This is a genomic window from Pseudomonas sp. W2Jun17 (genome assembly GCF_023127795.1).
Taxonomy (GTDB): Bacteria; Pseudomonadota; Gammaproteobacteria; order Pseudomonadales; family Pseudomonadaceae; genus Aquipseudomonas; species Aquipseudomonas synxantha_A.
On the sequence record NZ_SPKO01000038.1, the window covers coordinates 47,998 to 67,525 of the forward strand.

The 19,528-nt window shown below is 60.7% G+C and carries 18 protein-coding genes; 9 read left to right on the forward strand and 9 right to left on the reverse strand.

Annotated elements, in window-relative coordinates; translation table 11 throughout:
* Positions 1-180: 180 nt before the first annotated feature.
* Both E4O98_RS25170 and E4O98_RS25175 read left to right on the forward strand, forming a co-directional pair.
* The gene (locus tag E4O98_RS25170) at positions 181-498 is read left to right on the forward strand and encodes a hypothetical protein (protein WP_005791730.1); all 318 of its coding nucleotides are present in this window, start codon (positions 181-183) and stop codon (positions 496-498) included.
* Positions 499-595: 97 nt separating this feature from the next.
* The gene (locus E4O98_RS25175) at positions 596-1,357 is read left to right on the forward strand and encodes a YdcF family protein (protein WP_005791728.1); all 762 of its coding nucleotides are present in this window, start codon (positions 596-598) and stop codon (positions 1,355-1,357) included.
* A 111-nt stretch (positions 1,358-1,468) separates the two neighbouring features.
* Here the strand turns inward: E4O98_RS25175 and lnt are convergent, their stop codons facing one another.
* From lnt to miaB, 5 genes are all read right to left on the reverse strand, one after another.
* On the reverse strand, positions 1,469-2,992 hold the full coding sequence (lnt, locus tag E4O98_RS25180; RefSeq protein WP_032881204.1) for an apolipoprotein N-acyltransferase: 1,524 nt from the start codon (positions 2,990-2,992) through the stop codon (positions 1,469-1,471).
* 273 nt (positions 2,993-3,265) lie between these two features.
* Entirely contained in the window at positions 3,266-4,105 is an 840-nt protein-coding gene (locus E4O98_RS25185; RefSeq protein ID WP_005791724.1) for an HlyC/CorC family transporter, read from the reverse strand.
* Positions 4,106-4,147: 42 nt separating this feature from the next.
* On the reverse strand, positions 4,148-4,606 hold the full coding sequence (gene ybeY / locus E4O98_RS25190; protein WP_005791722.1) for an rRNA maturation RNase YbeY: 459 nt from the start codon (positions 4,604-4,606) through the stop codon (positions 4,148-4,150).
* Positions 4,599-5,603, reverse strand: a complete 1,005-nt coding sequence (locus tag E4O98_RS25195) for a PhoH family protein (protein ID WP_005791720.1) — start codon at positions 5,601-5,603, stop codon at positions 4,599-4,601. Before E4O98_RS25195 ends, ybeY begins: the two co-directional genes overlap by 8 nt.
* 230 nt (positions 5,604-5,833) lie before the next feature.
* Positions 5,834-7,162, reverse strand: a complete 1,329-nt coding sequence (gene miaB / locus E4O98_RS25200) for a tRNA (N6-isopentenyl adenosine(37)-C2)-methylthiotransferase MiaB (protein ID WP_005791718.1) — start codon at positions 7,160-7,162, stop codon at positions 5,834-5,836.
* A gap of 130 nt (positions 7,163-7,292) precedes the next feature.
* On the opposite strand from miaB, the gene E4O98_RS25205 reads away from it, so the two are divergent.
* The 6 genes from E4O98_RS25205 (at position 7,293) to E4O98_RS25230 (ending at position 13,270) form a co-directional block, all read left to right on the forward strand.
* Entirely contained in the window at positions 7,293-7,619 is a 327-nt protein-coding gene (locus E4O98_RS25205) for a DUF1820 family protein (protein ID WP_003194436.1), read from the forward strand.
* 223 nt (positions 7,620-7,842) lie between these two features.
* The gene (locus E4O98_RS25210; protein WP_248136532.1) at positions 7,843-9,897 is read left to right on the forward strand and encodes an NAD(P)-binding protein; all 2,055 of its coding nucleotides are present in this window, start codon (positions 7,843-7,845) and stop codon (positions 9,895-9,897) included.
* Between the two features lie 38 nt (positions 9,898-9,935).
* Entirely contained in the window at positions 9,936-10,694 is a 759-nt protein-coding gene (locus E4O98_RS25215) for a transporter substrate-binding domain-containing protein (RefSeq protein WP_248136534.1), read from the forward strand.
* A gap of 30 nt (positions 10,695-10,724) precedes the next feature.
* A complete protein-coding gene (locus E4O98_RS25220) occupies positions 10,725-11,441 on the forward strand; it encodes an ABC transporter permease subunit (RefSeq protein WP_005791712.1) in 717 nt (238 codons plus the stop codon).
* Entirely contained in the window at positions 11,438-12,148 is a 711-nt protein-coding gene (locus E4O98_RS25225; RefSeq protein ID WP_032879313.1) for an ABC transporter permease, read from the forward strand. The genes E4O98_RS25220 and E4O98_RS25225 overlap by 4 nt, the downstream gene beginning before the upstream one ends.
* Positions 12,149-12,157: 9 nt before the next feature.
* Positions 12,158-13,270 carry a succinylglutamate desuccinylase/aspartoacylase family protein gene (locus tag E4O98_RS25230; protein WP_032879315.1) on the forward strand — a complete coding sequence of 371 codons (1,113 nt, stop codon included), beginning with the start codon at positions 12,158-12,160 and terminating at the stop codon, positions 13,268-13,270.
* Here the strand turns inward: E4O98_RS25230 and E4O98_RS25235 are convergent, their stop codons facing one another.
* From E4O98_RS25235 to E4O98_RS25250, 4 genes are all read right to left on the reverse strand, one after another.
* Positions 13,271-13,825 carry a tetratricopeptide repeat protein gene (locus E4O98_RS25235; RefSeq protein ID WP_005791705.1) on the reverse strand — a complete coding sequence of 185 codons (555 nt, stop codon included), beginning with the start codon at positions 13,823-13,825 and terminating at the stop codon, positions 13,271-13,273. It lies immediately after the preceding gene.
* A gap of 226 nt (positions 13,826-14,051) precedes the next feature.
* Positions 14,052-15,335 carry a glutamate-1-semialdehyde 2,1-aminomutase gene (gene hemL / locus E4O98_RS25240; RefSeq protein ID WP_057012857.1) on the reverse strand — a complete coding sequence of 428 codons (1,284 nt, stop codon included), beginning with the start codon at positions 15,333-15,335 and terminating at the stop codon, positions 14,052-14,054.
* 19 nt (positions 15,336-15,354) lie between these two features.
* Positions 15,355-15,978, reverse strand: a complete 624-nt coding sequence (gene thiE, locus E4O98_RS25245) for a thiamine phosphate synthase (protein ID WP_248089296.1) — start codon at positions 15,976-15,978, stop codon at positions 15,355-15,357.
* A 32-nt stretch (positions 15,979-16,010) separates the two neighbouring features.
* Complete coding sequence (locus E4O98_RS25250) at positions 16,011-16,808, reverse strand: hydroxymethylpyrimidine/phosphomethylpyrimidine kinase (RefSeq protein WP_216092149.1); 798 nt, start codon at positions 16,806-16,808, stop codon at positions 16,011-16,013.
* Between the two features lie 275 nt (positions 16,809-17,083).
* Between E4O98_RS25250 and E4O98_RS25255 the strand changes: the two genes are divergently transcribed.
* Positions 17,084-19,483: a hybrid sensor histidine kinase/response regulator gene (locus tag E4O98_RS25255; RefSeq protein WP_248136536.1), complete on the forward strand. Its 2,400-nt coding sequence runs from the start codon at positions 17,084-17,086 to the stop codon at positions 19,481-19,483.
* The last annotated feature ends 45 nt before the right edge of the window (positions 19,484-19,528 follow it).

Genomic DNA, 19,528 nt, shown 5'->3' on the forward strand with positions numbered 1-19,528 from the left:
CCGTGCCCAAACCCTGCGGGAAGTGGAGTTACAGGAAGCGCCGTAGCATACATGACCCCACTCTATCGAGGGAAACCCTGATTGCGCGGCAAGGGCCGTCTGTCGCGGCACCGGGCAGGTGCAGCAACGGGGGCTACGCTGTTTATTGGGGAGCAAGTATTTCTTCAATGAGGTGAGGGGATGGTTGAATCGCAGCGAACTCTAACGAAACCGCAATTGTATGAAGGACTGATCGACCGTTTGGGTCGGGCATTGGATGCTGCAAGAACCGCAGGCCGATTGCGTGATGAGCGGCCTCTGGAGCTGGAGTTGCGAGGCTTGAGCCAGGCAGAGCTTGAATTGATCAGGACTTACCTGGAGTTGAATCAACACCGCGCCTCTCATGGGCAGGCCTCCCCGCCAGCCCAGGAGCCTCCTCGTTCGGCCAAGGTCATTTGGCTCAAAGACTTGGCGGCCGGTCGCGGCCCGGAAAGGTCCCGGTCCGTACGGTGCAAGTGAAGCACAGTACTATCCATTAACGTTGTCGAAACAGGCTGGTAAAGATTGTCGCTTGATCGCGTTGCATTTAGGCTTCGGGCATCTTTGGAGATGCCCGATGCCTTTTCGTTATTTCATCAAACAATTGCTGTTGCCGCCCGGCATTTTTTTGTTGTTGTTGGCGTGTGCCTGGTGGTTTCGCCGTAGCCGCCCGCGCCTGGCCGGGGTGTGCTTTGCCCTGGGGCTGGGCGGGATGTGGTTGATCAGCCTGCCGGTGATGGTGCAATGGGGCGCCCGTGCGCTTGAGACAGCGCCGCCATTGGCTCGCGAAGACTGGGCCACGCTCGCCCAGCGCGCCGATGCGATTGTGGTGTTGGGCTCCGGGCGCGAGCGTGGGGACATCGCCTGGGGCAGCGACCAGCCCACCGGCGTTGGTCTTGAGCGTGAGCGTTATGCGGCGCGACTGGCCAAGGCGTCAGGCTTGCCGGTGCTGACCAGTGGCGGCTTGCATTACGGCACGCCGCCCAGCGAAGCCGAATTGATGGCGGTGTCGATGCAGGATGATTTCGGCGTCAGCGTGCGCTGGAAGGAAGAGCGCAGCCGTACCACCTGGGAAAACGCCCAGATGAGCGCCGAGATTCTGCTGCCCCAAGGCATCAAGCGTGTGGTGGTGGTGACGCAGGCCTGGCATATGCCGCGTTCGGTGTGGAGTTTTGAGAAAGCCGGTTTCACCGTGGTGCCCGGGCCGGTGGGCTTTCTGGGCGTGGACCACGGCCGGCCGCTGGGCGGCTGGATGCCGGAGGTCAAGGCGGTGTGGCAGAGCGGGCAGTTGATCAACGAAGCGGTGGGGCAGGTGGGGTATCGGTTGTTCTACCGATAGGTGCAACACAGGAAATCAATTGTGGGAGCTGGCTTGCCTGCGATGGCGGTGGGTCAGTGAGCACTCAGCGCATTGATACACCGCCATCGCAGGCAAGCCAGCTCCCACAGGTCAGAGCGTTTTGGACATCCGGCCAGCCAGCAGCGCCCAGCCAAACAACCCCAGGCACACAATGATCAACGGCCACGAACGCCACTGCAGGTACGGCGTGAGGTTATGCATCGGCACCACTTCGCCGTAGAGAATGCCACGCTCGAATTGCGGGATCTGTGCGGTGATCTGCCCAAACGGGTTGATCAGCCCGGTCACGCCGTTATTGGTGGCGCGGATCATCCAGCGCCCGGCTTCCAGTGCACGCATCTGCGCCATTTGCAGGTGCTGCAATGGGCCGATGGAGCGACCGAACCAGGTGTCGTTGCTGATGGTCAGCAGCAGGTCGCTCTGGGCCGACAGGCCGGCAGCGAATTCCGGGTACACCACTTCATAGCAAATGAACGGCGCAATCTGATAGCCCTTGGCCTGAAGCATGGCCTGGTCTGAAGGGCCACGGGCGAAGTCCGACATCGGCAGGTCGAAGAACGCAATCAGCCCGCGCAGCATGTCCTGCAACGGCACGTATTCGCCAAACGGCACCAGCTTTTGCTTGAGATAGGTGCCGTCACCTTCGCCGACTACGGTAATGCCATTGAAGTAGCGCTTCTCATGGTGCACTTCCTGGCGAATCGGTACCCCGGTAATCAGCGCGGTGTTCCGGTCGGCGGCAAACTTGCCCATCATGCCCAGGTAGCCCTCGACCGACTCCTTGAGTACCGGCACGGCGGTTTCCGGCCATACCAGCAGGTCGACACGCTTGGAGCTCAGGCTCATGTCGCGATACAGCGCCAACTGTGCATTAAGCTGCTCGGGGTCCCACTTCATGCTTTGCTCGACGTTGCCCTGGATGGCGGCGACGCTCAGGGGGGCGCCGGAGGGCGAGGTCCAGGCGTGGTGCTTGAGCGCCAGGCCGATGGCCCAGGGGGCGACCAGCAACACCAGGCCCGCACCAATGAAGGCGTTGCGCTTGCTTGCCAGCAGGCGCGGCAGGTTGCACAGCAGGGCTGCCGTGAGTGCAAGCGCGAAGGAAATCAGCCACATTCCGCCCAGCGGCGCGAGGCCGGTCAGCGGGCCGTCGAGTTGGCTGTAACCGGAGTACAACCAGGGGAAACCGGTGAGGAACCAGCCACGAAACGCTTCCTGGCCAACCCATAACGCGGCGAAGGTCAGGGCATCCGCCAACGGTGCTTCATTGCGGCGCAGCCAGCGCGCCCACAACCAGGCGGGCAGGGCAAAGAACCAGGCAATGGCGGCGGTGAACAGCAGCATCAGGAACCCCGCCAGCAGCACCGAAGCGCCGCCGAAGTGGTGGATGCTGTAGTAGATCCAGCTGGTGCCGGCGCCAAACAGGCCGAAACCGAAACACCAGCCGCGGCCCAGGGCCTGGCGGGGTGTCAGCTCCCGCAGGCCGATATAGAACAGGCCGACCGCTACCAGAGCCAACGGCCAGATATCGAACGGCGCCAGCGCCAGAGTAGTGATGGCGCCGGCCACCACGGCCAGCAAGTTACCGGGCCAGCCGGGGCGGTTCAGGCGCTGCATGTAGGGGTGGGTCATCAGCTATTTCCTGTATCGCGCCGGGCCTGCTGCGGCACAGGGCAAGGCGCGAGGAGTGTGGTTTGGTTTTTCCAAATGAACGACGAGTAACGCAGCCCTGTGTCGCAGCAGGCCCGGCCCTTCGGGTTGTCCCTGAGAGCGGGCCATACTGCGTTGCAGGCCTTGAAAAGGGAATGCCATTCCCTGCGGCCTGCGCCTTGCCTGGCCCGCTCTCAGGGGCAACGCGACACAGGAAATAGCTGATGCCCCACCCCTTCCTTAGCGGGCAATAGGTGTCAAACGGATCAGATGGATACGACGACTATCGGCATTCAAAATGCGGAAGCGATAGGCGCCAATCTCGGTGGTTTCGTTACGCTTGGGCAGATGCCCGAACGCACTCATCACCAGGCCGCCGACCGTGTCGAACTCATCGTCGGAGAATTCGCTGTCGAAGAACTCGTTGAAGTTCTCGATCGGCGTCAGCGCCTTGACCAGGAAGTCACCGCTGGGCAGCGGCTTGATGTAGCTGTCTTCTTCGACGTCGTGCTCGTCTTCGATATCGCCGACGATCTGTTCCAGCACGTCTTCGATGGTCACCAGGCCAGCCACGCCGCCGTATTCGTCGATCACAATGGCCATGTGATTGTGGTTGGCGCGAAATTCGCGCAGCAGCACATTCAGGCGCTTGGATTCAGGTACGAAGGTGGCCGGACGCAGCAGGTCCTTGATGTTGAAGCTGTCGCCATTCTCCTTGAGGATCAGTGGCAACAGGTCCTTGGCCAGCAGGACACCCATGACGTCGTCATGGCTTTCACCGATCACCGGGTAGCGCGAGTGCGCCGAGTCGATCACGGCCGGGAGGAATTCCCGTGGGGTCTGGGTCGCCTTGATGCTGATCATCTGCGAGCGCGGGACCATGATGTCCCGTACTTGCAGGTCAGCCACCTGGATGGCGCCTTCGACGATGGCCAGCGCTTCGCTGTCCAGCAACTTGTTCTGGTGGGCCTCGCGCAGCAGCTCCAGCAGCTCCTGGCGGTTTTTCGGCTCGTGGGCAAAAGCCTGGGTCAGTTTACCCAGCCATGACTTCTGCCCGTTGCTCGATCGGTCTTCGCTCATAGCGATTACTCTAAATCCTTTGATATGACAGTTGAGTGTTGATCAGCTTTCGTCGTCTGCGTAAGGGTCGCGGTGACCCAGTTCAGCAAGCAACGTTCGTTCCAGTGCTTCCATTTCCTCGGCTTCATCATCGTCTATATGGTCGTAGCCCAAGAGATGCAAGCAGCCGTGGATGACTAGATGGGCCCAATGGGCTTCAAGTTCCTTGCCTTGTTCCTTTGCCTCGCGCTCGACCACCTCGACGCAGATCACCAGGTCGCCCAGCAGCGGGATATCCAGCAACTCGTCGGGTACGTCGGCGGGGAAGGACAGCACGTTGGTCGCGTAGTCTTTTTGACGCCAGGTGTGGTTCAGCTCGCGGCCTTCGGGCTCATCCACCAGACGAATGGTCAGCTCCGAGTCTGCGGTGCGCTGGCGCAGGGCCAGGGTGCACCAGTGCCGGAACTGTGCTTCGCTGGGGGCGGGCGCTTCGGTGGCAAGCTGCAGGTCTAGCTCAAGCATCGCCGCGAACGTCCCTGGCCGGTGCGTCATCCTTGTGATCGAAACGCTCATAGGCTTCTACGATGCGCTGCACCAGCGGGTGACGCACCACGTCCTTGGGCATGAAATGCGTGAAGCTGATGCCCGGTACATCCTTGAGTACCTCGATCACCTGCGCCAGCCCCGACTTGGTGCCCTTGGGCAGGTCGACCTGGGTGACGTCACCGGTGATCACGGCGGTAGAGCCGAAACCGATGCGGGTGAGGAACATCTTCATCTGCTCGACGGTGGTGTTCTGGCTTTCGTCGAGGATGATGAAGCTGTTGTTCAAGGTGCGGCCACGCATGTAGGCCAGCGGGGCGATTTCGATCACCTGGCGCTCGATCAGCTTGGCCACGTATTCAAAGCCGAGCATCTCGTACAGCGCGTCGTAGAGCGGGCGCAGGTACGGGTCGATCTTCTGGGCCAGGTCGCCGGGCAGGAAGCCGAGCTTTTCGCCCGCTTCGACCGCCGGGCGCACCAGCAGGATGCGCCGCACTTGCTCGCGCTCCAGGGCATCCACCGCACAGGCGACGGCCAGGTAGGTCTTGCCGGTACCGGCTGGGCCGATGCCGAAGTTGATGTCGTTGCCGAGGATTTCCTTGACGTACTTCTGCTGATTCAAGCCGCGTGGGCGAATCATGCCTTTTTTGGTACGCAGGGCCACGCTGGCTTCGGCCACCGGGTTGTTGGCCAGGTCCTCCACGGCTGATTCCTGCAGGTACAGGTGTACCGTCTCTGGCGACAGCTCACTACCCTTGGTTTCGCGGTAGAGGCGACGCAGCAGGTTTTCGGCAGACGTGGTGTGTTGGGGTTCACCAATGAGCTCGAACTGATTGCCGCGGTTGCGGATCTCGATGCTCAGGCGTTGTTCGATCAGGCGCAGGTGCTCGTCGAACTGTCCGCACAGGTTGGCGAAACGGCGAGCCTCAAACGGCTCGAGGAGAAAACGATGGGGTTCTGCTATGGGTGCGTTCAAGGTTGCTTTTAGCCGCCCTTTGGCTGATGAGGTGAGAGAGAGAATAACGCCAGGCGCCGGTGTGCGAAAGCACTTAAATAGCCTGGCCCCACTCTCGATAACCATGAAGAACTCCTGTGGGAGCTGGCTTGCCTGCGATAGCGGTGGGTCAGTTGGCACATAGGGCACTGATACATCGCTATCGCAGGCAAGCCAGCTCCCACATTTTGATCTTCATCCGGTCCGCGAGATCAGTTGATCAACGAGCCGCGCAACGAGTGTGGCTGCGCCGCATCGATGTGCACATCGGCAAATTGGCCGATCAGGGTCGGGTTGTCGCAGCGGAAGTTGACGATGCGGTTGTTCTCGGTGCGCCCCTGCAACTCACCCGGGTCTTTCTTCGAGTAATCGGTGACCAGGATGCGCTGGGTCGAGCCGACCATTTGTCGGCTGATTTCGAAACCCTGTTGGTTGAGGCGATGTTGCAGTGCGTTCAACCGCTCCTTTTTCAACGCCTCCGGGGTTTCGTCCAGCAGGTCCGCCGCCGGGGTGCCCGGGCGCTGGCTGTACACAAACGAGTAGGAAAAGTCGAAACCGACGTCTTCAATCAGCTTCATGGTCTGCTGGAAATCTTTCTCGGTTTCGCCCGGGAAGCCGACGATAAAGTCCGAACTGATGCAGATGCCCGGTACGGCGGCGCGCAATTTGCGCAGCTTGGATTTGTATTCCAGCGCCGTGTGGTTGCGCTTCATCGCCGACAGGATGCGGTCCGAGCCCGATTGCACCGGCAAGTGCAGGTGCTTGACCAGCTCCGGCACTTCGGCGTGGGCCTGGATCAGGCTGTCGGAGAATTCCAGCGGGTGCGAAGTGGTATAGCGGATACGTTCGATGCCATCGACGGCGGCGACCACGCGGATCAGCTCCGCCAGGTCGGCCAGGCGCCCGTCGTGGGTCAGGCCGCGGTAGCCGTTGACGTTCTGGCCAAGTAGGGTCACTTCGCGCACGCCGTTTTCAGCCAGGTGGATGATTTCTGCCAGTACATCGTCAAACGGCCGGCTGACTTCTTCACCGCGTGTGTAGGGCACCACGCAGAAAGTGCAGTACTTGCTGCAACCTTCCATCACCGACACGTAGGCGCTCGGGCCATCGATGCGCGGCTCGGGCAAATGGTCGAATTTCTCGATTTCCGGGAACGATACGTCCACCTGCGGCAGCTTGGTGACGCGTGCGGCGTCAATCATTTCCGGCAGGCGGTGCAAGGTCTGCGGGCCGAACACCACGTCGACATACGGGGCGCGGTCGCGGATCGCAGCACCTTCCTGGCTGGCCACGCAACCGCCGACGGCGATCACCATGTCCGGGTTGGCCAGTTTCAATTCACGCCAGCGGCCCAGCTGGGAGTACACACGGTCCTGGGCCCGTTCGCGGATCGAGCAGGTATTGAGCAGGATCACGTCGGCATCTTCGGCGCGGGCGGTGACTTCCAGGGCCTGGTGTTCGCCCAGCAGGTCGACCATGCGCGAGCTGTCGTACTCGTTCATCTGGCAACCGTGGGTTTCGATATAAAGCTTCTTGGCCATGGGAATCGTCAACTGGTGGTAAAGAACCGCGCATTATAGGGGTCATGCCCATCGGTTCCTAGCGCTGTGCATCGGGTGCCATGCTATAGTTCGCGCCCTCTTTTATATCCCCATGTGTTCCCCGCCCACCATGACCAAACGTGAAGCTCCAATCTACAAGGTGATTTTCCTCAACCAGGGCCAGGTGTTCGAAATGTACGCCAAGCAGATCTATCAAAGTGATCTGTGGGGCTTCCTGGAAGTGGAAGAGTTCGTCTTTGGCGAGCGCACCCAGTTGGTCGTCGATCCGGGCGAAGAAAAGCTCAAGGCCCAGTTCGAAGGCGTGGTGCGCAGCTTTGTGCCGATGCATTCGATTGTGCGCATCGATGAAGTCGAACGCCTGGGTACGCCGAAGATCAGCGAAGCACGGGGCACGAGCAATGTGATGCCGTTTCCGATGCCGATGCCCGAGAAATGATCTGCAATTAATTTGTAGGGCGTTTCCGAAACTGCCTCTCAGTGGATGGACATTTTGTTTGAAAGATAGCAAATTTTGTTTATTCAGAGAGGGCATCATGAATATACCAATAATAAGAAAACCTCGAAGTTTCCCCCGTTCAACTGCGTTTAATCACGCCACTCATTAGCGCCAAGTTCCATCACGCCGTCATTAACGAACTGACTTGTTCGGGAGTAGCCCTGTGCGCGATCCTCGCTATGACATTCTGTTTGAGCCGGTACAAATAGGCCCGGTCCGTACTTGCAATCGCTTTTATCAAGTTCCCCACTGTAATGGCATGGGCCATGTACATCCCTCGGCCATGGCCCGGATGCGCGCAGTGAAAGCCGAGGGCGGCTGGGGCGTGGTGTGCACTGAAGAGTGCGAAATCAGCCCGCTGAGCGAGTTCTCCCCTTATATCGAGGCGCGTTTGTGGGATGAGCGCGACATTCCTGCATTGGCCCGCATGTGTGAGGCGGTACACCAGCACGGGTCGTTGGCAGGGGTAGAGCTGGCATTCAACGGTTACTCGGCGCCCAACCGCTACAGTCGCGAAATTCCCTGGGCGCCTTCCAATACCCCGGTGCGCAGTTACGACCCGGTGCAGGCCCGGGCCATGAGCCATGCCGATATCCGGCAATTGCGCGCCCTGCATCGAGCCGCCGCATTGCGCGCCCGGGAGGCGGGTTTCGACATCATCTATGTGTACGCCGGCCACGACCTGAGTGTGCCGTTCCATTTCCTCACGCCACGCAATAACCGGCGTACCGACGAATACGGCGGTGTGTTGGAAAACCGTGTGCGTTTGCTCCGCGAATTGATTGAAGACACTCGCGACGCAGTCGGTGATCGGTGTGCCGTAGCGGTCCGCCTGGCGGTGGATGAACAAATGGCCGACGGCTTGAGTCGCGAGGGCGAAGGTGCCGAAATCTTCTCGATGCTGGCAGACCTGCCGGACCTGTGGGACGTCAATGTCGCCGATTGGTCCAATGACAGCGTGACGGCGCGCTTTGCCGGGGAGGGTTACCAGGAGACCTTCCTGCTGGGGCTCAAGGCGCTGACCAGCAAGCCCGTGGTGGGCGTCGGCCGCTTCACTTCGCCAGACACCATGGTGTCTTTGGTTCGTCGTGGCGTGCTGGACCTGATCGGGGCGGCCCGCCCTTCGATTGCCGATCCCTTCTTGCCCAAGAAGATTGAAGAGGGGCGCGCCGAGGAAATTCGCGAGTGTATCGGCTGCAATGTATGCGTCAGTGGTGATCACACCAGCACGCCCCTGCGCTGTACACAGAACCCGACCATGGGTGAGGAATGGCGACGTGGCTGGCATCCCGAGTCGGTCAACCATACGCAGCAACCCGGCCGGGCGCTGGTGGTCGGCGCCGGGCCATCCGGGCTTGAGTGTTCACGGATCCTGGGTGCGCGAGGGATGGAAGTGGCCCTGGTCGACAGCCTGCGCACCCTGGGCGGACGTGTAGCGCTGGAAGCCCGGCTGCCGGGGCTGGCGAGTTGGGCGCGGGTGATTGACTATCGACTGGATGCGTTGAGCCGTATGCCGTCGGTGGAGATCTATCGGGAAAGCCACTTGCAGGCCCAGGACGTGCTGGATTTAGCCGCTGAGCATGTGTTCATTGCTACGGGTTCCCACTGGCGACGTGATGGATTGGGACGCGCCTTGCGCCGATCCTTAACGGGCCTGGACAGCCTGCCCGTGCTGACGCCTGATGACCTGATGGCAGGGGCGTTGCCCGCTTCGCCGGTGCTGCTGTTCGATGACGATCACTATTACATGGGCAGTGTGCTGGCCGAACATCTGGTGGCGCGTGGCGTGGAGGTGATATTCGTCACCCCCGCGGCGGACGTGGCGGCCTGGACCCATAACACCCTTGAGCAGCATCGCATTCAGCGTCGTCTGATGCAGCTGAATGTCACGATCGTGCCGTCCCATACGCTGGTCAGCGTTAAGCCAGAGGGCGTGGTAGCGGGCTGCATCTACACCGAACGTACGCGGTTGATCCCAGCTGCAGCCTTGCTGCTGGTCACTTCCCGGGAGCCTGAGCAGGCGCTGTATCAGGCCTTGAACAACTCACCCGAACAGTTACAGGCGGCAGGCATCCGAACGCTGACGCTGATCGGCGACTGCGTGGCGCCCGGCACCATTGCGGCGGCGGTGTATTCAGGGCATCGCATCGCGCGTGAGTTCGATGCGCCGGAGGGCTCGCTGGTAGTGCGCAGAGAAATTCCATTTATAGAGATGTAGTCAGTCCAACTGTTCAATCAATAACGAGGAATACAATAATGAAAAAAATACTCCTGATGTTATTCACCGCGCTCCTGATTAATACATCGTTGTTTGCCAACGATTACAACGTGATCCGTTTCGCTGCCGATCCCAACTATGCGCCCTTTGCTTATAAAGACAGCACGGGGACTTTGACCGGTTTTGAAATAGATATCGGCAATGCAATTTGTGCACGTTTGAATGTTCGCTGCCAATGGGTCGAGAGTGACTTTGACGGCATGATTCCCAGCCTCAACGCCGGCAAGATCGACGCCATCTTCGCTTCAATGACCATCACTGCCGCTCGGCAAAAGGTCATCGACTTCTCCTCGGAGGTGTTTTCCAGCCCCACTGCCATGGTGATGCGCCCTGGCACTGAGCTTTCCACAGGCATGGCCGTCGGCTATTTGCAGGGCAGTACTCAGGAAGTTTATGCCCGGCAAGTGCTCGCTGGGCAGGGTATGAAGGTGGTGGCTTATGCCGATCAGGAGCAAGTGTACGCGGACCTGCTGACAGGGCGTTTGCAGGCATCGCTGCAGGATGCTCAGCAAGCAGAGAGCGGATTTTTGCGTTCACCCCAAGGCGTCGGGTTTGTACTGGGGCCGCTGATTGACAGCGAGTTGATGCCGTCCAAAAGCGGCATCGGCCTCGCCAAGGGTAACCACACGTTGAAAGCGCTGTTGAATAAGGGGCTGGCTGCCCTGCACGCCGATGGTACCTATGCTCGCCTGCAAGAGCAGTACTTCCCCGGTGTGAACATGTTCAGCGGCCAATAACCGCCTTCAACGGCCAGCGAGGACACGATCATGCTACCTGCCTTCACTCAATTCGCCGCGTCCCTGGGTGGTTTTTTACCGATGTTACTGCACGGGGTCTGGGTCACCCTGCAACTGGCACTGTTGTCATTGCTGCTGGGGCTGATCCTGGGCCTGCTGGGGGCAGGCGCCAAGCTGTCCAGGGTGAGGGCATGGCGCCTGTGCGCACAGGTGTACACCACCTTGATTCGCGGGGTACCGGACCTGCTGTTAATGCTGTTGATTTTCTACGGGTTGCAGACAGGCCTGAGTCGTCTGACCAGCGAATTGGGCTGGGCCTACATCGATATCGACCCTTTCAGCGCCGGCGTGATCACTCTGGGGTTTATCTACGGCGCTTATTTCACCGAAACCTTTCGCGGCGCGTTGCTGGCTGTACCCCGTGGGCAGTTCCAGGCAGCCAAGGCCCTTGGCCTGAGCTTCAGGCAGAGCTTTTTGCATGTGATATTCCCGCAGATGATGCGATTCGCCCTGCCGGGTCTGGGCAATAACTGGATGGTCTTGCTCAAGGCTACGGCGCTGGTGTCGATCATCGGCCTGGCAGACCTGGTGAAAGTGGCGCAGATGGCGGGCAAGAGCAGTCAGCAATTACTGGCTTTTCTGCTGCTGGCGGCGCTGGTCTACCTCTTGCTCAGCAGTGTTTCAAACGCAGCGTTGCGCTGGCTGGAGCGTCGGTATGGTGAAGGTGTGCAGGGATCATCATCATGATCGAGCTTATCCAGGAGTATTGGCGGCCGTTTATTTATTCCGACGGTCAACAAATCACCGGTCTGGCCATGACCTTGTGGCTGACCAGCGCCTCTTTGTGCCTGGGCCTGCTGTTGGCGTTGCCACTGTCCATCGCCAGGACGTCCAGCCGACGCTGGCTGCGCTGGCCGGTGCAAAGCTTTACCTACGTGTTTCGCGGCACACCGCTGTATATCCAGTTACTGATCTTCTACACCGGCATCTACAGCATTGGCGCTGTTCGCGAGCAACCGTTGCTGGATGCCTTTTTTCGCGAAGCGCTCAATTGCACGCTTCTGGCGTTTGCCCTCAATACCGCGGCCTACACCACGGAAATACTGGCGGGCGCAATTCGGGCAATGCCACGCGGTGAAATCGAGGCTGCTCGTTCCCTGGGCTTCGACGGCTGGAAGTTGTACGTGCACTTGATCATGCCCTCGGCCCTGCGCCGGTCGTTGCCCTACTACAGCAATGAAGTGATCTTCATGTTGCATTCCACCACCCTGGCGTTCACGGCAACGGTGCCGGATATCCTGAAAGTCGCACGGGATGCCAACGCTGCAACCTTCCTCACCTTCCAATCCTTTGGCCTGGCCGCGGCGCTTTACTTGTGTATTACGTTCGCGTTGGTCGGCTTGTTCCATCTGGCTGAACGACGTTGGCTGAGCTTTCTTGATTCGAGTCGATAGGGGGGCAATATGCAGACTCACAGGCATGAACTGTTAACGGCTGTGCCAGGTACCACGCGGCATATTCATAGTTTTCATTACGGTCCGGCCAATGCGCCGAGCAAGGTTTACATCCAGGCGTCCCTGCACGCCGATGAATTACCGGGGATGCTGGTGTTGTGGCATCTCAAACAGCGTCTGGCGCACCTGGAGGCGACAGGTGCGTTGCGTTGGCAAGTGGTGCTGGTGCCGGTGGCCAATCCGTTGGGGTTGGAGCAGGTGCTGATGGACGTACCGCAGGGGCGTTTCGATAACGACAGTCGAGAGAACTTCAACCGCTTCTTCGTTGACGTCAGCGAGCAGGTCGGCGACCAGGTACAGGATGTTCTGACCGATGATCCTGCGCATAACCTGCATCTGATCCGTGCGGCCCTGCGGCGAACCCTTGTCAGCCAGGTACCGGCGACCCAGCTGCACTCTCTGCGTTTGGTCCTGCAAACGCTGGCCTGTGACGCCGACAGGGTGCTGGACCTGCATTGTGATTTCGAGGCAGTGCAGCACCTGTACCTGGCGCCCGATGCCTGGCCCCAGGTGGAGCCGCTGGCGCGGTACCTGGGCGCTCGGGCCTGCTTTATGAGCCCGGACGCGGGCGGGCATTCGTTCGACGATTGCTACACCTTGTTCTGGGCACGGATGCAGGCGCGTTTTCCTGGGGCCTTTTCGGCGCCGGGTTTTGCCGTGACCGTGGAGTTGCGCGGCGTTGCCGATGTGGACCACGGGCTGGCGCGGCAGGATTGTCAGGCGTTGATCAACTATCTGATGTTACAGGGAGGCATTGAGGGGCAAGCGCCGCCACTGCCGGCGCTATTGAGCCCGCCAACACCCTTGGCGGGGGTCGAGCCGGTGGTGAGCCCGGTGGGAGGCTTGATGGTCTTTTGCGCGCAGGTGGGGGACTACCTCGAAGCAGGACAGATCGTGGCGCAAGTCATCGACCCGATCACGGACCGAGTGATTGAGGTCGCGTGTGAGCATGAAGGGCTGTTGTATGTGCGATCAGTACGCCGCATGGCAAGCGCCGGTATGACGATTGCCCATGTAGCGGGGTCCACGGCATATCGACAGGGCTACCTGTTATCGCCGTGATCAGGGCAGGGGAGAGAAGGGCGAGCGCCCATCGGCGCTCTGCAATTCCTGCAGGTAATTACGGAAAATCTGCCCCAGTACCTGGGTCGCCACTTCCAGTTCATCGCGCTGCATGTGCTCGGCGACCTCATCGGCGGTGTCCAGCGCGTCTTCAGCACCGTTGACCGCGGCCATTTTCAGCACGATGTAGGCCTGCACGTTATTGGCCGGCACGCCTTCACCCTTGAAGAACATATTGCCGAGCTGGAATTGCGCCTGGGCGTGGCCTTGTAGCGAAGCCTTTTCGAAGTAGCTCAACGCTTTGTTGAGGTCGACGGCCGGGTTCTTGCTGTCGTGGTAGAACTCGCCCAACTCGTATTGCGCTTGCGCATCCCCTTCATCAGCTTGTTTCTGGCACGCGCTCAGGGCTTCGGCCTGGCTGTCTGGCTGGGTATTGAGGGTGCAACGACCCATCGCTGGGATTAACAACGAGTTGCCGCCTGCCTGGGCATGTGCCAGCAGCGGCTGAAGGAGCAACAGGCAGCCCAGAACCAGGGTGCGGCCGGTGCGTTTCATGGGAATCGACTTACCTCTGACGGGGCGCGCGGACCCTCGGGGAGTCCAATAAGCGCGCATTATGAAATAAGCAGGCCTCTGCTTACAAAGTCTTTACTCGTTTTTCTGCTGCTTGGGCAAGTTATCTGCCGGATTGCAGGGCAATTCTCGAAAAAACCAGGAAACTTCTGTAAGCAAAGTAGCAAATCTGACGCTGCCTGGGGGGCAACGTCAGAACGTGGGTCACTTATTTCAGGGCCGCGAAGGCGCGTTCGGCAGCATCCAGGGTCAGTTTCAGCTCGGCTTCGCCATGGGCGATCGAGGTGAAGCCGGCTTCGAAGGCGCTCGGCGCCAGGTACACGCCGCCTTCAAGCATCAGGTGGAAGAAGCGCTTGAACAGGTCGGCATCGCTGCCCATCACGTCATCAAAGGTGACGATGTCGTCGGCGCCGCTGAAGTACAGGCCGAACATGCCACCGGCCTGGGTGGTGACAAACGGGATACCCGCGGCGTCGGCGCGCTGCTGCAGGCCATCAAGCAGGCGGGTGGTGTAGTCGGTCAGCTCGGCGTGGAAGCCCGGGCGGCTGATCAGGCGCAGGGTGGTCAGGCCAGCGGCCATTGCCAGCGGGTTACCCGACAAGGTGCCAGCCTGGTAGACCGGGCCCAGCGGGGCGATGTGCTGCATGATTTCGCGCTTGCCGCCGAAGCAGCCTACTGGCATACCGCCACCGATGATCTTGCCGAAGGTGCTCAGGTCCGGCGTGACGCCGTAGTGTGCCTGGGCGCCGCCGAGGGCGACGCGGAAACCGGTCATCACTTCGTCAAAGATCAGCACCACGCCGTGCTTGTCGCACTGCTCGCGCAGGCCTTCGAGGAAACCCGGTGCCGGCGGTACGCAGTTCATGTTGCCGGCCACCGGTTCGACGATGATGCAGGCCACGTCCTGGCCGACTTCGCTGAGCATTTGCTCGACGGCGGCGATGTCGTTGAACGGCAGGGTCAGGGTGTGTTTGGCGAATGCCGCCGGTACACCGGCAGAGTTGGGTACGCCTTGAGTCAGCGCGCCGGAGCCGGCCTTGACCAGCAGGCTGTCGGAGTGGCCGTGGTAGCAACCCTCGAACTTGATGATGTTGTCGCGGCCGGTGAAACCACGGGCCAGGCGGATCGCGCTCATGGTGGCTTCGGTACCGGAGCTGACCATGCGCACCATTTCCATCGACGGCACGATGGCGCAAACCAGGTCGGCCATCTCGGTTTCCATGGCGGTCGGCGCGCCATAGGACAAGCCGTGTTGCAGCTGCTGGCGCACCGCGTCGAGTACGTCCGGGTGGCTATGGCCGAGAATCATCGGGCCCCAGGAGCCGACATAGTCGACGTAGCGCTTGTCATCTTCGTCGGTGACGTAGGCGCCTTCGGCGTGTTTGAAGAACAACGGCGTGCCGCCCACGCTCTTGAACGCACGCACGGGGGAGTTCACACCGCCGGGGATGTGTTTCTGGGCATTGGCAAACAGGGTTTCGGAACGGGACATGATGGACGTCTCTCTGAAATCAGATTTTAAGAAGGGCATTGAAAGCACGGGCGCGTCGCGTGACTTCCTGAGTACTGTCGGCGCCGAATAAACCGTGCACCACGGCCAGCAGGTCGGCACCGTGGGCCACCAGCGGTTCGGCGTTGTCCAGGGTCACGCCGCCGATCACGCAGATCGGCAGCTGCACGCGCGTGCGGGCCTCGGCCAGCATTTCAACGGTGGCGGCAGGTGCGCCGGGCTTGGTGGTGGAATTGAAGAAGCGCCCGAAGGCGACATAGCTGGCGCCTTCCTTGGCGGCCTGTTCGGCCAGTTCGATCTGGCTGTGGCAGGTAGCACCGATGATCGCCTTGGAACCGAGCAGCGCACGGGCCGGGGTCAGCGGACCATCGGTCTGCCCCAGATGCACGCCCACGCCCAGGCGCGCGGCGAGTTCGGCATCATCGTTGATGATCAATTGAGTCTTGTAGCGCGAGCACAGTTCATACAGCTTTTCGGCTTCACGCAGGCGCCGTGCCTCGTCGCTGCTTTTGTCGCGGTACTGCAACAGTGTCACGCCGCCGTCCAGCGCCGCTTGGACGTAGGCGAGGAACTTGCCGGCCAGGAGCTGGCTGTCGGTAATGGCGTAAAGGCCACGTAGTTTCATCGGGCAAGCCCCTTGCTGTGACGAGCGATAAGTTACGAGCAGAAATCCAGCGGCAGCCGGCGCGGCACGAACTGGCCATGGCCCAGTTGCTCGGCGTCACGCAGGGTGCGCCAGGTGTAGTTGAGGGCCGATTGCACCGCGCTGGTCAAACCTTCGCCCTGGGCGATGCGCCCGGCGAGGGCGCTGGCCAAGGTGCAGCCCGAACCGTGATAACTGCCAGGCAAGCGCTGGCAGGTAAAGGTATGGCGCGTGCCGTCGCGGCTGTACAGGCGGTTGTGCACTTCATGTTCGTCGCCATGGCCGCCGGTGATCAGCAGGTGCTTGATGTACGGCAACAGTTTCTCGGCGCACTCGTCGGCAGTGCCGTCTGGCAGTTCGGCCAGGATGCGCGCTTCCGGCAGGTTGGGCGTGGCGATCAGCGACAAGGGCAACAGCCGCTCGCGCATCGCATAGCCGACCTCGTCCTTGCCCAGGCTACCGCCGCCGCCGGCGCGCAGCACTGGGTCGCAGACCACCGGCAGATGCGGGTGCGCCTGCAGCAGTTCAACCACCGTATCGACCATGGCGGTGGAACCGAGCATGCCCAGTTTGACGGCTGCGACTTCGGAGTCGCCGAGCACGGCATTGGCCTGGGCCATCACCCACTCACGGTCGAGCACGCGGAAGTCGCTGACATTGACGGTGTTCTGCACGGTCAACGCTGTGACGGCCGGGGCCGCGTGACAGCCCTGGGCGAGCAGGGCTTCGATATCTGCCTGCAAGCCGGCGCCACCACTGGGATCGTGGCCGGAGAGACAGAGGACAACAGGGCGAGAGCTGTAGATATTCATGGTGCGCGAGCTTACCACCAAACGCTTTTTGCGTGGCCGTCTGACGATGGTTGAAGTGTGAGCGCTGGAACAGCGCTTTTCTGGCGATTGAAACAGCATGAAAGTCCTCTGAAGACCTTGATGTAGAGCCTTTCAAAAAAATAGTTCAATGGTGTCCAATGGCCTTTAATGGCTATGCTAAAGTGCATTCAAACAACTTACTGTATCGCCGGTGTACGTCTTCTCAAAAGGATGGGGGGCTTTTGACATAACCGGACAGGCCACGCTGGGGCTCTATGCGCTATTTGCTGATCTTTATATTGTGCGGGCTACCCTTGCTCGCCGGCGCCGTCGAGTTCAACCAGGACACGCGAAGCCTGCCGCTGGGCCAGGTCATGCAAGTGCTCGAAGATCCAACCGATGCCCTCACCATTGCCGATGTCAGTTCCCCCACCTACGCCGCCCAGTTCAAGACCCATGACAAAGCCACCCTCAACGCCGGCTATTCGCGCTCGGTGTTCTGGCTCAAGGTCAACCTGCATTACAGCGCAACAGATCCTCGTGCACCGCGCACCTGGTTTCTGGAGTTGGCTTATCCGCCGCTCAATCGCCTGGACCTGTATCAGAGCGACGGCACCGGTCACTACCGCCTGACCGCCCGCACCGGCAGTGCATTACCGTTTTCCAGCCGTGAGGTGAGCCAGAGCAATTACCTGTTCAAGCTCAATTTTGCGCCCGATCAGCAGCAGACCCTGTACCTGCGCTTGCAAAGCCAGGGCTCGATCCAGGCGCCGCTGACCCTGTGGGCGGGCACGGCGTACCTGGAAGAACAACCGCTGCGCTTGTATGTACTCGGGGCTATTTATGGTGTGCTGCTGGGCATGCTGATCTACAACCTGTTCATTTACCTCAGCGTGCGCGACACCAGCTACCTCTATTACATCCTCTATATTGCATCGTTCGGCTTGTACCAGCTGTCGGTCAATGGCGTCGCGGTGCAGTACTTCTGGCCGAACAACCCGTGGTGGGCGAATGCGGCGGTGCCGTTCCTGATCGGATCGGCGGCATTGTTCGGCAGCCTGTTTGCCCGCAGCTTCCTGCACACCGTGCAGCACAGCCGCTGGATCGACCGGATCCTGCTGGCGCTGGCAGCGTGCGGCGGCGTGGTGATGGCGCTGGCGCTGTTGACCAGCTACGCCGTGGCCCTGCGCCTGGCCACCGGCCTGGCGCTGGTGTTCACCGTGACCATCTTTGTCGCCGCGATCAAGGCCTGGTACTGCGGGCAGCGCATGGCGCGCTACTTCATCATCGCCTGGTCGGCGTTCCTGCTGGGCGGAGTGGTCAATACGCTGATGGTGCTGGGCTACCTGCCCAACGTGTTCCTGACCATGTACGCCAGCCAGCTCGGCTCGGCCATTGAAGTGGCACTGCTGTCCCTGGCCCTGGCCGACCGCATCAACGGTATGCGCGAACAGCAGGCGCAAATCCTCCTCGACGCCAGCCAGAAGCTCGAAGCGCTCAACCAGCAACTGGCCCGCAGTAATCGCCTCAAAGACGAGTTTCTCGCCACCCTGACCCACGAACTGCGCACGCCGATGAATGGGGTGATTGGTTCCCTGGAATTGATGCAGACCGTGCCGTTGGGCGAGGACCTGGCGCAGTACCAGCAAACCGCCGCGGGCTCGGCGCGGGACATGATGCGCATGGTCAACGGTATCCTCACCCTGACCGAGTTGCAGGCCGGTCGGATGGTGGCCCAGCCGCAAGCGTTCAGCCTGCGCGGTGTGCTCGACACCTTGCGCCAGCAGTTCACCCCCAGCGCGCAGAGCAAGGGCCTGGCGTTTTCCATTGATGTTGCCGATGAGTTGCCGGACCGGGTGATCGGCGATGCCGACAAACTGCTCCAATGCCTGGATTGCCTGCTGGACAATGCATTCAAATTTACCCAACTCGGCGCTGTGCGCTTGCGCGTGGTCGGGGTGCCCGAAGGGGAGGGCGCATTGCACCTGAGCTTTATTGTCACCGACACCGGTATCGGCTTCGCCTTTCTCGATGAGGCCACGCTGTACCAGCGCTTCTTCCAGCTTGATGGCTCGATGACTCGCGAATACGGCGGCCTGGGCATTGGTTTGGCGATTTGCCGGCAGTTGATCGAGCTGTTGGGTGGGCGCCTGACCCATCATTCGGAGCCGCGCAAGGGCAGCCGTTTTCAGTTGGAGGTGGACGTCAGCGTGGTGCCTGCGCAACCCAAGCCGAGCGGGCAAGCGCAGCCCAGGCAGCGTGCGCCCCAGGATTGCACCGTGTTGCTGGTGGACGACAACAGCGTCGGCCAGTTGGCGGTGCGTGGCATGTTGCTCAAACTCGGCTACCGGGTGAAAACCGTAGATAACGGCCCGGCGGCACTGGCGGCATTACAAGGCAATCGCTTCGATGCGGTGCTGCTCGACGTGCCGGAGGGCGGCTTCTCATTGTGCTGTCAGATTCGTGCACTGCCCGACTGTGGTGAGTTGCCGGTGATCGCCTTGAGTAGCTCAAGTGATGGACCAGAGCGTGAACGCTGCCATGGCGTCGGCATGACTGATCGCCTGGCTAAACCGGTGCGGTTCGAAGCCCTGCAAGGGGTGCTGGAGCGCCGCGTGTTGCGCTTGGGTGAGGGCGAAAGCGCCGGGCATTCGGCGGGTATGCCACTGTTTTAAGCGTGAGGTCGGTGCTTAACTGAATTCAAGGCCCCTCTTTCACGT